This is a genomic window from Alkalicoccus saliphilus, from assembly GCF_003044065.1.
In the GTDB taxonomy this organism is placed as follows: domain Bacteria; phylum Bacillota; class Bacilli; order Bacillales; family Salisediminibacteriaceae; genus Alkalicoccus; species Alkalicoccus saliphilus.
Genome location: NZ_PZJJ01000009.1, coordinates 38,523 through 52,503, shown reverse-complemented (window position 1 = coordinate 52,503; position 13,981 = coordinate 38,523). Strand labels below are relative to the sequence as shown.

At 46.8% G+C, this 13,981-nt stretch carries 13 protein-coding genes and 3 riboswitches; of the genes, 2 read left to right on the top strand and 11 right to left on the bottom strand.

Annotation, left to right across the window (positions count from 1 at the left end):
* Positions 1-17: 17 nt before the first annotated feature.
* The 4 genes from purB to C6Y45_RS07315 all read right to left on the bottom strand — a co-directional run bounded on the left by purB (position 18) and on the right by C6Y45_RS07315 (position 3,778).
* Positions 18-1,316, bottom strand: a complete 1,299-nt coding sequence (gene purB, locus C6Y45_RS07330; protein ID WP_107584581.1) for an adenylosuccinate lyase — start codon at positions 1,314-1,316, stop codon at positions 18-20.
* A complete protein-coding gene (purK, locus tag C6Y45_RS07325; protein WP_107584580.1) occupies positions 1,313-2,464 on the bottom strand; it encodes a 5-(carboxyamino)imidazole ribonucleotide synthase in 1,152 nt (383 codons plus the stop codon). The genes purB and purK overlap by 4 nt, the downstream gene beginning before the upstream one ends.
* On the bottom strand, positions 2,464-2,949 hold the full coding sequence (purE, locus tag C6Y45_RS07320) for a 5-(carboxyamino)imidazole ribonucleotide mutase (RefSeq protein ID WP_107584579.1): 486 nt from the start codon (positions 2,947-2,949) through the stop codon (positions 2,464-2,466). The genes purK and purE overlap by 1 nt, the downstream gene beginning before the upstream one ends.
* A gap of 201 nt (positions 2,950-3,150) precedes the next feature.
* Positions 3,151-3,251, bottom strand: a riboswitch (purine riboswitch).
* A 341-nt stretch (positions 3,252-3,592) separates the two neighbouring features.
* Positions 3,593-3,778 (bottom strand): NETI motif-containing protein, encoded by a 186-nt coding sequence (locus tag C6Y45_RS07315; protein WP_107584578.1) that lies wholly within the window; start codon positions 3,776-3,778, stop codon positions 3,593-3,595.
* Between the two features lie 83 nt (positions 3,779-3,861).
* Here C6Y45_RS07315 and C6Y45_RS07310 point away from each other — a divergent pair, with 83 nt between their 5' ends.
* Complete coding sequence (locus tag C6Y45_RS07310) at positions 3,862-4,281, top strand: RDD family protein (protein WP_107584577.1); 420 nt, start codon at positions 3,862-3,864, stop codon at positions 4,279-4,281.
* Between the two features lie 528 nt (positions 4,282-4,809).
* On the opposite strand, the gene C6Y45_RS17435 is transcribed toward C6Y45_RS07310, so the two are convergent.
* Positions 4,810-5,013, bottom strand: a complete 204-nt coding sequence (locus C6Y45_RS17435; protein WP_160058198.1) for a DUF4181 domain-containing protein — start codon at positions 5,011-5,013, stop codon at positions 4,810-4,812.
* Positions 5,013-5,186, bottom strand: a complete 174-nt coding sequence (locus C6Y45_RS17430) for a hypothetical protein (protein ID WP_160058196.1) — start codon at positions 5,184-5,186, stop codon at positions 5,013-5,015. The genes C6Y45_RS17435 and C6Y45_RS17430 overlap by 1 nt, the downstream gene beginning before the upstream one ends.
* 98 nt (positions 5,187-5,284) lie before the next feature.
* Here C6Y45_RS17430 and C6Y45_RS07300 point away from each other — a divergent pair, with 98 nt between their 5' ends.
* The gene (locus C6Y45_RS07300) at positions 5,285-5,815 is read left to right on the top strand and encodes a hypothetical protein (RefSeq protein WP_107584575.1); all 531 of its coding nucleotides are present in this window, start codon (positions 5,285-5,287) and stop codon (positions 5,813-5,815) included.
* Positions 5,816-5,849: 34 nt separating this feature from the next.
* On the opposite strand, the gene C6Y45_RS07295 is transcribed toward C6Y45_RS07300, so the two are convergent.
* The 5 genes from C6Y45_RS07295 to C6Y45_RS07275 all read right to left on the bottom strand — a co-directional run bounded on the left by C6Y45_RS07295 (position 5,850) and on the right by C6Y45_RS07275 (position 13,978).
* Positions 5,850-7,163 (bottom strand): NCS2 family permease, encoded by a 1,314-nt coding sequence (locus C6Y45_RS07295; protein ID WP_107584574.1) that lies wholly within the window; start codon positions 7,161-7,163, stop codon positions 5,850-5,852.
* Positions 7,164-7,284: 121 nt separating this feature from the next.
* Positions 7,285-7,386: riboswitch (purine riboswitch) on the bottom strand.
* A gap of 360 nt (positions 7,387-7,746) precedes the next feature.
* Positions 7,747-9,285, bottom strand: coding sequence for a glutamine-hydrolyzing GMP synthase (gene guaA / locus C6Y45_RS07290; protein ID WP_170098728.1), 1,539 nt, complete (start codon positions 9,283-9,285; stop codon positions 7,747-7,749).
* A 100-nt stretch (positions 9,286-9,385) separates the two neighbouring features.
* Positions 9,386-9,486, bottom strand: a riboswitch (purine riboswitch).
* A 35-nt stretch (positions 9,487-9,521) separates the two neighbouring features.
* Complete coding sequence (locus C6Y45_RS07285; RefSeq protein ID WP_107584573.1) at positions 9,522-11,771, bottom strand: transglutaminaseTgpA domain-containing protein; 2,250 nt, start codon at positions 11,769-11,771, stop codon at positions 9,522-9,524.
* On the bottom strand, positions 11,772-13,007 hold the full coding sequence (locus tag C6Y45_RS07280) for a DUF58 domain-containing protein (protein WP_107584572.1): 1,236 nt from the start codon (positions 13,005-13,007) through the stop codon (positions 11,772-11,774).
* A complete protein-coding gene (locus C6Y45_RS07275) occupies positions 13,004-13,978 on the bottom strand; it encodes an AAA family ATPase (RefSeq protein ID WP_107584571.1) in 975 nt (324 codons plus the stop codon). The genes C6Y45_RS07280 and C6Y45_RS07275 overlap by 4 nt, the downstream gene beginning before the upstream one ends.
* Between the last annotated feature and the right edge of the window lie 3 nt (positions 13,979-13,981).

Below are 13,981 nucleotides of genomic sequence, written 5' to 3'. Positions count from 1 at the left end.
TGTACACTCCTTCAGCTTTAGTCGTTTAATCCAAGACGGTTAAAGATCATGTCAACGTGTGTCAGATGGTGGTGGTAATCAAAGCAGTCATCGATTTCTTTTTCCGAAAGACGGGAAGTGATCTCTTCGTCAGCTTCCACGAGCGTACGGAACTGCACAGCTTCTTCCCATGCCTGCATTGCTTTCGGCTGTACAAGATCGTATGCTTCTTCTCTCGCCATGCCTTTATCGATAAGAGTAAGGAGAACACGCTGGGAATAAATCAGTCCGTATGTTCTTCCCATATTCGCTTTCATGTTTTCAGGGAACACGGTTAAATTCTTCACAATATTTCCGAAACGGTTCAGCATATAGTTCAAAGCCGTTGTAGCATCCGGAAGCATGATTCGTTCTGCCGATGAATGAGAGATGTCTCTTTCGTGCCAGAGAGCTACGTTTTCGTAGGCAGTAACAACATGTCCCCGGAGAATACGGGCAAGACCCGTCATATTTTCTGAACCAATTGGATTTCTTTTATGCGGCATAGCGGAAGATCCTTTCTGGCCTTTCGCAAAAAACTCCTCTACTTCCCGTGTTTCACTTTTTTGAAGGCCTCGGATTTCAACGGCCATTTTCTCTATGGAAGCGCCGATCAGAGAAATTGTAGCAATATAGTGGGCGTGGCGGTCCCGCTGAAGCGTCTGAGTGGAAATAGGGGACGGTTCCAGACCGAGCCCGTGGCACACATGCTGCTCTACCTGCGGGTCAATGTTTGCGTACGTGCCGACAGCACCGGAAAGCTTCCCTGCCCGGACGGATTCTTTCGCCTGCAGAAAGCGCTCCAGGTTTCTTTTCATTTCTTCGTGCCAGAGGGCGAGCTTCAGCCCGAAAGTTGTTGGTTCCGCATGTACACCGTGGGTACGGCCCATCATCACCGTGTTTTTATGTTCCTTCGCTTTATCTTTCAAAATATCTATAAAACGCCGCAGATCCTCTTCAAGAATATCGTTGGCCTGCAGCAGCAGATAGGAAAGCGCAGTGTCGACTACGTCAGTGGAAGTAAGGCCGTAATGAACCCATTTTCTTTCCGGACCGAGCGTTTCCGACACAGCTCTCGTAAAGGCTACAACATCGTGGCGTGTTTCTTCTTCAATTTCAAGAATCCGGTTTACATCAAAGGAAGCATTTTCCCTTATTTTCTTTACGTCTTCCTTTGGGATGTCCCCGATTTCCGCCCACGCTTCACAGGCGAGAATTTCTACTTCCAGCCACGCCTGATAGCGGTTTTCGTCATTCCAGAGTTTCTTCATTTCCGGTCGTGTATAGCGTTCAATCATTTTCTGCCTCCTGTAAGCTGTGTCTCTTTCCATATTTCAGATTCATCTATAAGCTTAATTAGTTCTTCCGGGGTATCCGTCAAAAACGTAATGTGCCCCATTTTCCTTCCTTTTTTCGCCTCGGCCTTTCCATAAAGGTGCACGTGAGCCGGCGGCAGCCGGCGGTGATGCTCCAGATAGGCGTCCACGTGCTCCCCGAGAAGATTGACCATTACAGCCGGCTTCAGAAGCTGGACAGAACCGAGGGGCCAGCCGCAGAGTGCGCGGATGTGCTGCTCGAACTGTGATGTTTCACATGCGTTGATTGTGTAATGACCGGAGTTATGCGGCCTTGGAGCGATTTCATTGACGCACACGGTGTCGCCTGTAACAAACATCTCTACCGCAAGCGTCCCGACAAGTCCGATAGATTCCGCAAAGCGGCGGGCAAGCATTTCCGCCCGCTGCTCCGCTTCATTGGAAATACGCGCCGGTACAATCGTTTGATGCAGTATACCGCCGCGGTGAATATTTTCCGCTGTCGGGAAAATACTCACTTCTCCGTGGACACTTCTCGTGATAATAACAGATACTTCGGTATCAAAGTTTATTTTCTGTTCCAGAACAAAAGGACCTTTTCCTTTGAGTTCCTGCCAGCTTTTTTCGATATCTTCTTCTTCTGTCAGCACATACTGGCCTTTGCCGTCGTAGCCGCCGCGTGTCGTTTTCAATACGGCCGGAAGAGTAATTTTTTCTACTGCTTCTTTCAGATCCATTAACGTATAGACAGCTGCGTAAGGAGCCACAGGAATATCAAAAGAACGAAGCTCCTCTTTTTCTCTCAGCCGGTCCTGACTGATTTTAAGAAGTTCACTCCCCTGCGGGAGATACATCGTTTCTTCCAGGTACCGTGCGGTTTCTGCCGTAATATTTTCAAATTCGTAAGTAAGCACATCACATGATGCTGCCAGACCGGCCGCTCCTTTTGTATCGTCGTACGAAGCGATAACTTCCTCATCTGCCACCATCCCGCACGGCGAGTCTGCTTTAGGTTCCAGAACGGCTATACGGTAACCCATTTCCCGGGCGGAAAGAGCCATCATTCGTCCAAGCTGGCCGCCGCCGAGAATGCCTATTGTACTTCCGGGTGCAATCCATTTTTCGTTCATCAGCTCAGCTCCCCTTCTGTCATAACTTCCTGTTTCTTATGCTCCCGGCGTGCTTCGAGCCGTTTCTGAATACCGCTGTCGTGCACCGAAAGCTGCTGGGCTGCCAAAAGACCCGCATTCACAGCGCCGGCCCGTCCGATCGCCACGGTAGCCACAGGGACACCGGCCGGCATCTGCACAATCGACAGCAGGGAGTCCATCCCGTTAAGCGCTTTGGACTGAACCGGCACCCCGATCACAGGCAGTGTCGTTTTGGCAGCTACCATTCCCGGAAGGTGTGCCGCTCCGCCTGCTCCGGCAATAATAACTTCCAGCCCTTTTTCACGGGCCTGCTCTGCGTACTCAAACATCAGATCCGGCGTCCGGTGGGCAGACACTACTTTTGCTTCATAAGGAACTTCCAGTTCTTCCAATGTTTCCGTTGTATGTTTCATCGTTTCCCAGTCTGATGTGGATCCCATAATTACACCGACTTTTGCTTTCATGCTTTTCCTCCTTGAATGCCTTTTACTTTCAGAAGATGACCGGCAGCCTGTCCGCCGGAGAACAGATGAACACAAAAAAGTGCCTTACCGTCCGCCTGCTCACGTCTGAGGGAACGATAAGACACACGACTTTGTCAGATTTCCGCACACCGTTTTTTGGGCACGGCAGGGTACAGGTGCTTAAAAGCACCCCCTTGTTCTGCAATGTATCTCGTCCCTCATAGTCTGCGCATTTACGGTCGCAGGTAGAAACTCACAGGCCATATTCCTGATATTATATGAGGTTTCGTATTTATCTAACGCCATCATATCAATTAATCCGGCTTACCGTCAACTAATTTCGAACATTTACAAATTAACATCGACTCATTGTTCGTATTTTACAAAAAGCACCCATTCAGCGTATTAGGAGGCATTCAGAGGAACTTCTTTTATAGAACGAGTTTTATGAGATCGCTGCCTTAAAAAAATAGGCTGCTTGAAAATAAAATGTATAAGTAATAAATGTCCGCCTTCGTTTCCATAGGGACGCTTCACGGACGGACCCGGGCATCCCTTGCCTTTTTCACAGCGTATCAACTGCTGCGGACCTCTCATAAATCAGCTATGTGCCCAAACAAAGCTGTTACAAAATCACCTTCATTTACTCTTCTTTCGCAACGGCTTCAAATACAATCCGCTGGTAGGCTACTTCCACATCTTTGCCGGACTCTTTCAGCACCGGCTCCTCCATTCTTCTCACCGGTCTGTATCCTGCTTTTTCCATCCGGTCCAGACATCCGCTCACTGTTTCTTTATCTTCAACGTAAAATTTCTTTTTCTTCGCCATTCGTCCCTTCCTTTCCTTTTGTTCATTTTTATTTTAGCATAGGTATAGACGTCCGAAAATACACTGCCGAAGGAGTTATATTCATGACACAGCCCCGACATGCCGGTTTCTGGATACGGGCAGCGGCTCTTGCTGCCGATCTTTTTATTCTCGCAGTACCTTTTCAGATTATTGTTTTCAGTATTACCGGAACATTTGAGCCGACTGCCGTTCCATGGCTGGAATCTGTTTATCCGATCGTAACAATGGTATATTTTATTTACTTTCACTCATCTTCATTAAAAGCAACTCCGGGCAAATACCTGCTCGGGATTCAGGTTGTCCGAAGCCGGACCGGAGAACGTATTACCTGGCCGAACGCTACAGGAAGGTATTTTGCAGAAATACTTTCCGCACTCCTTTTCTTTATCGGTTATTTTATGGCTGCTTTTACAAAAGAAAAAAGAACGCTGCATGACTACCTCGCCAGAACAGTCGTTATTCACCGGGACGGTTCTAATTAAAAAATTATGTTAAAGCATTCGCTATTGACGGCTGGAGAAAAACTTCGTTTTTTACCAGCAGGCTTGCTGTGGAAGAGATTTTGAGCATCCAAAAGGCATACCCGGTTTCTGCTTCGGTTTTCGTAAACACTGCTCTTTACTCTATAAACCCGACGCCCAGGCGATTTTTCGAGACGCCTGCGGAAGCGCGCAGATCCCCCCGGACGGACAGGTGACTAGAGCCGCAGACGACTTTCAAATGCAACACAGAGCTTAGTTCTTACGCATGTTTGGTGAAAATAAGTTATACCTTACAAAAAAAGCTAATTTCACCCAAAAAATACTATCGTTTGAGCCTGCCCTACCAGCTTTTTAAGTAAAGTTGCTTTCCGTAATCAAAAGCAGGAAAGCCAAGTTTCCTTTCTTCACGTAAGAGCCCGAAGCTTTAACAGAGCCAATTAAAAAAGCGGAAATTCCATTTTATTTATGGAATTTCCGCTTTTTACGTCATTCTGCTCCAGGTTATAAATATAATTTTCCTGCACGCAGCTAAAATATAACGTGCTGAAAAGCAAGCCAGATGATACCGAAAATAACCGTATAAACAGATACGAGCGCTTCCCTTTTATCACTTAAATAAATCCACTGGACAAGTGCCTGACTGGAAAAAATAATAATTAACAAAGTTGCCCAGAACCACAGGCTCTGGAGCGTTCCGGTATCCCAAAAAATCGTTAAAAAGAAAAGAATCATTATAAGCAGAACACCCAGTCGCGCTCCTTCGATCCATCGGCCTTTTGTATCCCATACTCTCTCTCTTTTTTTTCCGGACCGAGCCAGAAAAAGCTGACTGCCCAGTAAAAAAGAACAACTGCCAGTGCAAACCCGCCGATAAATATCAACCTTCCAAGTGCTTCCCAGGGCAATTATACTCATTTTGGAAATTAGATACAAAAATAAGCTTATCTCTTTGTTGAACAGGGTAATCTTTTATTATGAATATTTACAGCTGAAGGAGAAAGATATGAGCTACTTAATCACTGTTTTCGATTTAACCTACTCCTTGTTTCACTTTTTTCTTTTCGTCGTTACTCTGCTCGTTCTCTTTGCTATCCTTCGACTTTTCATAAAAAAAACTGTTCCTCTTTTACTTACGTTTCTTCTCTTTATTATTACAGGCGCTGCTGCTTTTGAATTTTCCCACAGAACGACGTTCGCTTCTGTTGTACCAGACGGGACGGCTGATCCGGACAATGTAGAGAGTATTACAGTTACTGACCTTGACGAAGAGGAAGGTGTCCACTACGCAGAAATTGAAGAATCTGAAGTTATCGAAGATATTCTTGACCACTTTTCCGGACTGAACCTCCGGGAACAGCAGAGATCCCGGCCGGAAGACCTTCAATACCTTGTACAGATTCACTCGGAAGAAAATTATTCGTTTCATCTGACTGAAAATCAGCTGGATGGACGGCTCGTTATCAGTGAAGAGAACCACCTTAAAAAGCTGGATCAATTAAGAGATAATAACGACCTCCAATGGGAAGAATTTTAAAAAGCACCGGACGTAAATGCGTCCGGTGCTTTGTTTACTCTCCAAGATATATAAAATACAGAAGAAAGACAACAAACAAAACATACATAATTGGATGTACTTCTTTGTATCTTCCTTTAAATACCATTGTAATAGGATACATGATAAACCCAAGAGCAATTCCTGTTGCAATGCTGTAAGTAAGGGGCATGGCGATCATCGTGAAAAAGGCCGGTACCGCCACTTCGAACTTTTTCCAGTCGATATTTGAAATTGCCCCTGCCATCAAAACTCCGACAATAATAAGCGCAGGCGCTGTTACAGAAGCCGTAACGACCGCGAGAAGAGGGGAAAAAAGAAGGGCGATCAAAAACAAAATCCCTGTAACGACGGAAGCAAAACCGGTTCGGGCCCCTGCAGCAATACCGGAAGACGATTCTATATAGGCAGTAGTCGTTGACGTACCGAGAATTGCCCCGATCGAGGTTGCGGAAGAATCAGCCAGAAGGGCGCGCTGTGCCCGCGGCAGCTTGTTATCTTTCGTAAATCCTGCCTGGTGCGCCACAGCATAGAGCGTCCCTGCTGTGTCAAAAAAGTCCACGAACAGGAAAGTTAAAATGACAATCATCAGCTGCAGTGTAAAAATTTCTCCGAGACTCATCTCTGCAAAAGGTGTGAAAGCCGCTCCAAAAGTTGGCGCCAGGCTCGGAACCGACCCGACAATCGCGTCAGGACGCGGAATAACTCCAGTCAGTATACCTATAAAAGCGGTCAGTACCATTCCATAAAAAATACCGCCTTTTAACCCCATGCTCATAAAGATAACGGTAATAACCACTCCGACCACTGCCAGGAGCGTATTTGGAGCGCCGAGATTACCGATTTCCACAAGCGTCGCTTCGGACATAACGACGATTTCTGCATTCTGGAGACCGATAAAAGCAATAAAAAGTCCAATTCCCGCTCCGGCAGCATTTTTTAATTCTGCAGGGATTGCATTAATAATGAACTCCCTTACGCCGATCAGTGTAATAATGATAAAGATGATCCCCGACATAAATACACCGAGAAGTGCTGTTTCCCACGGTATTCCCATGCCAATAACGACAGAATAAGTGAAAAACGCATTCAATCCCATACCAGGAGCCAAAGCAATCGGATAGCGGGCAATAACGCCCATTATAATGGTTCCGATAGCCGCAGCGAGTGCTGTCGCTACGTATACCGCTCCTTCATCCATCCCCGTCGGTGCAAGAACATTCGGATTAACAAACAATATGTAGGCCATCGCCAGAAATGTCGTCAGTCCACCGAGTATTTCTCTGTTGTAGTTTGTTTCCAGCTCGTCAAAACGAAAATAGCGGTCCATCCTTCTAATCCCTCCATCAAATAAATAGCAGCCGTTTCGTATACCTCCTATGAATAAAAAAGAGAGCTGTCCTGTTAGGAAAACGGGAATCAGCTCTGGTCTGCAGATGGAGTCTACGGGATATCCGCAGCTCACTATCCGTAGTCAGACCATTTAAGGTGGCCTGGTAGAAACTGTCGGGCCGTATTCCCGACTTTATACGAACATTCGGCTTTATGAAATTACTTCAATATAGTAACAGGGTTAAGATCGTGTGTCAAACCTAAATACGAACATTTAATTGTTAATAAGTTTACATATTCGTAAATTATTCCAATTGTCCACCTTTATTATTAAAGCTGTGTTGGCTGTTGATAACTGGAGATACACTCCGCTTTCCACAGGCCGGCTTACGCTTCGTTTTTTCTTCATATAAAAATAAAAGCACCCTCGAAGTTTGAAACTGATTTATCTATACATACCGAAAGAAGGCTGCCTCGGATATATGAGCCAGCCCCTTTCAACCTGCTTATTATGCTGCTCCGGAGGAAACGATCTATCGTCTCCACACAGCTTTGCAGTCATTTAAATGAGCCTTACCGTTTTACTCCCACTCAATAGTGGAAGGCGGCTTGGAAGTAATGTCATACACGACGCGGTTCACGTGCTTTACTTCGTTGACGATCCGCGTAGAAATTGTTTCCAGTACGTCATATGGGATACGTGCCCAGTCGGACGTCATACCGTCCACCGATGTTACTGCCCGCACTCCAACCGTATAATCATACGTCCTTTCATCTCCCATGACACCTACACTGCGCATATCCGGAAGAGCGGTGAAGTACTGCCAGATTTCCCGGTCGAGTCCGGCTTTTTTGATTTCGTCCCGAAGAACATGATCGGACTCCCGTACGATTTCGAGCTTTTCTTCCGTAATTTCGCCCAGAACACGAATACCGAGTCCCGGCCCCGGGAAAGGCTGGCGCCAGACGATATCTTCCGGAAGACCAAGCTCTGTGCCTACTTTGCGTACTTCATCTTTGAATAGTGTATTGAGCGGCTCGATCAGATCAAACTTCATATCCTCCGGCAGACCGCCGACGTTATGATGGGACTTTATTGTCTGCGCTGTATCCGTTCCACTTTCAATAATGTCTGTGTAAAGCGTACCCTGTGCAAGAAAGTCGACGTCTTCCAGCTTTGCTGCTTCTTCTTCAAACAGGTAAATAAATTCATTCCCGATAATTTTACGTTTCTGCTCCGGATCGCTTACACCGGAAAGTTTAGAAAGAAAACGTTCCTGGGCATCGATTTTCACAAGGTTCATATCAAAGCCTTCACCAAACGTTTTCATGACGCTGTCCGCCTCTCCTTTACGAAGAAGACCGTGGTCAATAAACATACAGATCAGCTGATCACCTATAGCTTTATGAACAAGTGCAGCCACAACAGAAGAATCAACTCCTCCGCTCAATGCACAGAGAACTTTTCGATCGCCGACATTTTCACGGATTTTATCCACTTCCATGTCGATGTAGTTTTCCATCGTCCAGTTTCCTTCGCATCGGCAGATTTCATACACAAAATTGTGAAGCATCTCTGTTCCGTACTCTGTATTTCTTACTTCCGGATGAAACTGCACTCCATAAAGCGAACGGCTTTCGCTGCTCATCGCAGCTACCGGGCACGACACGTTTGTAGCATCTGTCTGAAAACCTTCCGGCGGTGCCTGTACAAGATCTCCGTGGCTCATCCAAACGGACTGCTGCGCGGGAAGCTCCTTAAACAGCGGCGATTCCTGCTGAACGTCGATCGTAGCTTTTCCGTATTCCCGGTGATTCGCCGCTTCAACTTTCCCGTTAAAATGATGTGTCATCAGCTGCATGCCGTAACAGATTCCGAGAACAGGGATATCAAGGTCGAATATTTCCGGGTCACACTGTGGTGCCCCTTCTCCATAAACACTTCCCGGTCCTCCGGAGAAAATAATTCCTTTCGGGTTCATTTCTTTAATTTCAGCAGCTGTTATTTTGTGGGTTACAAGCTCACTGAATACTCCGAGATCCCGGATACGGCGGGCGATAAGCTGGTTATACTGACCACCGAAATCCAGTACGATCACTTTTTCATTAATTTCTATCATTATGTCTATCTCCTTTCTTCCCTCCCGGAGAAGGGGTACAAAAAAAGCTGGAACGCTGACTCCGCATAAAAATACGAAGGCAGAATTTCCAGCTGTATCACCTGAGAAAAACCACCTTCATAGTCAGACCATTTAAGGTGGTCCGGTAGAGACTCTTGAGCCGATTCTCAAGGATATATGAAGTGCTCTTTTTTGTTTTAAATACTGCATTATTGTATCAGCAGCTTTTCTGGAGGTCAAGCCTGCAGCAGCCTGACAATTTCTTCCCAGTCTTTTTTCCGTTTCTCCCATTCTCCCACCGGCGTCCGGCCGCCATAATAAACTTTTTCGTAGGAGGAAGTCAGCTTAGTCATCGCCTGGGAACTGAGGGCGAGATCAACACGCCGGGAATATTCCCGGAGCGTTTCTCCTTCTGCCCGCGGGAGGCCTTCGTTTGCGAGCATCCACAGCAGCCGCTGATAAGCGCTGCTGAACGAAGCACTTGTGCCGGAAAATCTGTACCGGTAAAAGAAAAACTTATTCTGCAGTCTGCTCTGCTTTTGGTAAAGAATCATTACAGCGATTATAAGCGGTATGGAAATAAGCAGGTTTTTCATAGTAAAGACAGCGGTTCCCTCATCCGTTTCTTCCTCTGTCCCTTCCTGCTCTCCGCCTTCTTCCAGGAGATCATCCACTCCGCCCTCCGGCTCAGGAATGTTCGGATCCTCCCCGGAGTTATCCTCTCCCAGATCAATGCCCGGGTCACTCTCCGGTTCTTCAAAGTCTGCATAGTTCGTAAAGCCTCTCGTCGGTTCAAACGGCACCCATCCTACTTCCGGAAAATATACTTCCACCCACGAGTGAGCGTTCGCGTTGGCGATTTCGTAAAGATTCCTTCCGTCTTCAAGCTCTTCTACTTCCTCTCCAGCTGTAAAACCTTTAACCCAGCGGGCCGGAATATCGAGCGCCCGCAGCATGACTACCATGGATGTGGAAAAATTATCGCAGTACCCTTCCTGGGTTTCGAATAAAAATTGATCGACGTAATCTTCCCCTTCTTCCGGGACTGCTACGTTTTCTGTTTCGTATTCAAAATCGTTGTCGGAAAAATAGTTTTCTACTGCAGCAGCAGTTTCATAGCGGGAATCATGCTCTTCCCCTATTTCTTCCGCAAGGACCGTTACCCGTTCCGGAAGCTCTTCCGGAAGCTGCAGATAATATTCCTGAATATCTTCCGGATCCTCTTCAGAACTGTTCCGAAGCTCTTCCATAGGAAATACAGGCTCTTCGTAAGTCAGTTCATAGCTCTCAAGCCGGACACTTTCTGTATTTCCTGATTCTGCCTGAATACGTCCGCCTTCTGCATCGGTGTAAAACTGAATTTCGTTTTCCGGTATTGTACTGCCCCCGGCCTCTGCTGATGTATTTTGTACATTTACAGGCTGACCGGGATAGAAGATCAGTTCGAAGTCTGCTGCTTCATCCATTTCAATAAACGTCTGACCTTCTTCCAGTTCCGCGCCATCTTCAAACATATGGTAATCGATACCGCTCCCAAAAATCTGTTCCGATTCTATATATTCCGGATCAGATGTCCAGCCGTGTCCAGTATACGTATCCTTCGATTCTCCCCGCCAGTATTTTTCCCCGTCTGCCGCTGCAAGGAAAGCAGTGCCTTCCTCTTTTTCAAATCCACCGCCGAGACGTTCGTCATTTACTCCATAGCCGATGCGGCTTGCCTGGGCACCGCCCGGCCCTTCAATCCCCGCAATTTCCCGCATAAAGGGGACCGGATCCTCCCACTGAGGTTCAGGCTTCGGAAGTAATATTCCGGCCACCACTGCAGCCGCAGCCATCGTAACGAGTGTATACATCCAGGCTGGGGAAATAAACGAACCGGGTCTCCGGCCGATCGCACGCTCCTCATCCTGTACATTAAGCATATGAAGCAGTGCCAGTATGAAAAAGCCGATAATAACAATACGGATAACAGCCTGTGAAGCATCAACAACTGTAAACGTATCGAGAATCGTAATGTACGCTATGGTACAGAGAAGAAAAAAGAATACCTTTCTCGTATACAGCACCCAGTAGTAAAGCAGATAGCATACAAGAGCCAGCAGCATAAACAGCAGAAACGTCCGGAAAAAATCTGTCAGCGCTGCGAAATTCCCGTTAAATATCATTCCTGTGTTCATTGTAAATTCGGCGGCAAAGGTGCGCAGAAGTGTTCCTGCTCCCTCTCCGCTGAGGAACGGACCTTCCATAAAAATCCTGTGAAGCCCGTATAAGCTCCCTGCAAATAAAGCAGGCATGGTAATGTAAAAAGGAAACCGGAAATAAATCAGTACCGCGCTCGCCAGCGTGAACCATACAAAAATTTCAATCTGGCCTGTGTTTGTTACGGCAGGAACCGGCCGGAGCCATTCCCATATAAGTAAAAATGCCAGAATATATATTAACAAATGCGTAACGGAGGCCATTGATTTTAACTGGAAATGCTTCACTTAACCACCCTTATTCATAAAAGTATCCTTGGACCATTTCCCCTCGCTGATTACATACGCCTCTGCGCCGGTTCTGCGCAGTTCCTTCAGCCTTTTGTGCTCCCAGGCGTCCACTTCTTTCCCTTTATCCATGAGAGCAAAGAAAATACGTATCTTCCGGGAAAGCAGCACTTTGATCCGCTCCATAATTTCATCTGTCAGTTCAAGCGATACGAAGACGAGCGTCACTCCTGAAGGAAGATCAGCCTCGCACTGCTTTATTTCGCTGTAAAAAGACCCTGTACCAGCCGGTGCAGTCTGTGCCAGATAAGTAATGACGGCTTTCTGACTTTCTCCGCCGGCGCCGGAAGGAAAACGTTTCACACCGGAACCACAGGATATAAAACTCATCTGCAGGTGTTCTTTTGAAGCAAACATGAGTATGGAGGCAACCAGTTCAATCCCTTTTTCATAAGCATCGGAAACCGCAAAGGACGATCCCGGCATGCGATTATTCAGCACAACAAGAAAATTCTGGCCGGCATAATCTTCAAATTCCTTCGTCATCAGACGACCGGCTCTTGCGGATGCCTTCCAGTCCATGCTTGTCATTTTGTCTCCGGGCACATACTCTCTTGCTCCGGAAAGAGAGGTCTGATCTTCCAGATAATCCTTAAAGGAAAAAGAAGCTTCTTCATCCTGCTTTTCATAGGCATTCCACTGATCAATCACATGATATTTCGGATAAACGAGCAGCTCAGCAGGAATGGATACGAATTTTTCTTTATGGATAAACCCAAACATATCACTCGTAGATAATTTCACTCCGTAAAAATGATATTTTCCCCTTTTCAAGTGGGGAATCGTATACCCGTACACGAGCTCTTTTTTCGTAGTCGGATAAAAAATCATCCGGGAAGCCTCATAAGGAAGCTGCTTCGTCAACTTTTCCTCGGTCACGTCCTCTACGGCAAGATAAAGAAACGGGAAAAGCCATTTTCGTTCTATCCGGATTTCCGTTGTAAGCTCTGCTCCCGACGGCAGGGCTCCCTCCCCCGACCGCCTTTCTACATGAAAACGTCCGAGGGGGATCAAAGCATACAGCAGCATGAGAAGTATCATCGTCATTACACTGTAAAATAAAAACCAGCTGACAAAGTTCCCCTGAAACATTGCATAGCTGAAGAGACCGGCAATAATCCCTGCCGCAGCCGTCACTTTGGCAATTCTCTTCGTCCATGACCAGATTACTTTCATTGCGCCTGCTCGTTCCCTGCCGGCACGTGTACCTGCTCCAGAAGATCCCGGATAATCCGTTCCGTAGTCAGGTCGGACAGCTTGGCATCCGAATTGAGCATCAGGCGGTGCTGCAGCACAAAAGGTGCCAGGTACTTAATATCATCTGGAATTACGTAATCTCTTTCCTGCATGAAAGCATAGGCCTGGCCTGCCTTCATCAGAGCGATCGATGCTCTGGGGCTGGCTCCGAGATACACCGCGTGGTGCTGCCGTGTCGCATTGACGATACTTATAATATATTCTTTTACTTGACGGCCGGCAAAAACATTCTTTACGTCTGCCTGCATCTGCAGCAGTTTATCCAGTGCAAGCACCGGTTGGAGTGATTCTATAGGCGGTTCTTTTTCTGCACGGTTCAGAACTTCCATTTCTTCTGCTTTCGTCGGGTACCCGATACGAAATTTAAATAAAAAACGGTCGAGCTGTGCTTCCGGTAATGGGTAGGTTCCTCCGTACTCGATTGGGTTCTGTGTCGCCATAACAAAAAACGGCTTCTGAAGTTCTCTCGTTTCCCCATCTGTCGTTACGCTGCCTTCTTCGAGAGCCTCGAGCAGCGCTGCCTGTGTTTTCGGAGATGTGCGGTTGATTTCGTCTGCCAGAACGATATTCGCCATGACCGGCCCGGGACGAAAATGGAATTCCATCGTTTTTTGATTAAAGACGGAAACTCCTGTCACATCAGATGGAAGCAGATCCGGTGTAAATTGAATCCTTTTAAAATCCGCACCGAGAGACCGGGCAATGGCCCGTACCATCATCGTCTTCCCGACTCCCGGGACATCTTCAAGCAGAACGTGTCCCCCGGATAAAATTGCGATGAGGCTGAGCTCAATTTCCCGACGTTTACCTACTACTACTTTTTCCACATTCTCAATCAGTTCATATATTAAAGGCTGTTTAACTATCGGCTGTTCTCTTTTACCCCGCATGAT

Excerpts from the sequence above, each read along its gene's own strand:
- guaA (WP_170098728.1), bottom strand. The coding sequence starts at position 9,285 with ATGATAGAAATTAATGAAAAAGTGATCGTACTGGATTTCGGTGGTCAG.
- purK (WP_107584580.1), bottom strand. The coding sequence starts at position 2,464 with ATGAACGAAAAATGGATTGCACCCGGAAGTACAATAGGCATTCTCGGC.
- C6Y45_RS07315 (WP_107584578.1), bottom strand. The coding sequence starts at position 3,778 with ATGGCGAAGAAAAAGAAATTTTACGTTGAAGATAAAGAAACAGTGAGC.
- purE (WP_107584579.1), bottom strand. The coding sequence starts at position 2,949 with ATGAAAGCAAAAGTCGGTGTAATTATGGGATCCACATCAGACTGGGAA.
- C6Y45_RS07295 (WP_107584574.1), bottom strand. The coding sequence starts at position 7,163 with ATGGACCGCTATTTTCGTTTTGACGAGCTGGAAACAAACTACAACAGA.
- purB (WP_107584581.1), bottom strand. The coding sequence starts at position 1,316 with ATGATTGAACGCTATACACGACCGGAAATGAAGAAACTCTGGAATGAC.
- C6Y45_RS17435 (WP_160058198.1), bottom strand. The coding sequence starts at position 5,013 with ATGATTCTTTTCTTTTTAACGATTTTTTGGGATACCGGAACGCTCCAG.
- C6Y45_RS07300 (WP_107584575.1), top strand. The coding sequence starts at position 5,285 with ATGAGCTACTTAATCACTGTTTTCGATTTAACCTACTCCTTGTTTCAC.
- C6Y45_RS07280 (WP_107584572.1), bottom strand. The coding sequence starts at position 13,007 with ATGAAAGTAATCTGGTCATGGACGAAGAGAATTGCCAAAGTGACGGCT.
- C6Y45_RS07275 (WP_107584571.1), bottom strand. The coding sequence starts at position 13,978 with ATGCGGGGTAAAAGAGAACAGCCGATAGTTAAACAGCCTTTAATATAT.
- C6Y45_RS07310 (WP_107584577.1), top strand. The coding sequence starts at position 3,862 with ATGACACAGCCCCGACATGCCGGTTTCTGGATACGGGCAGCGGCTCTT.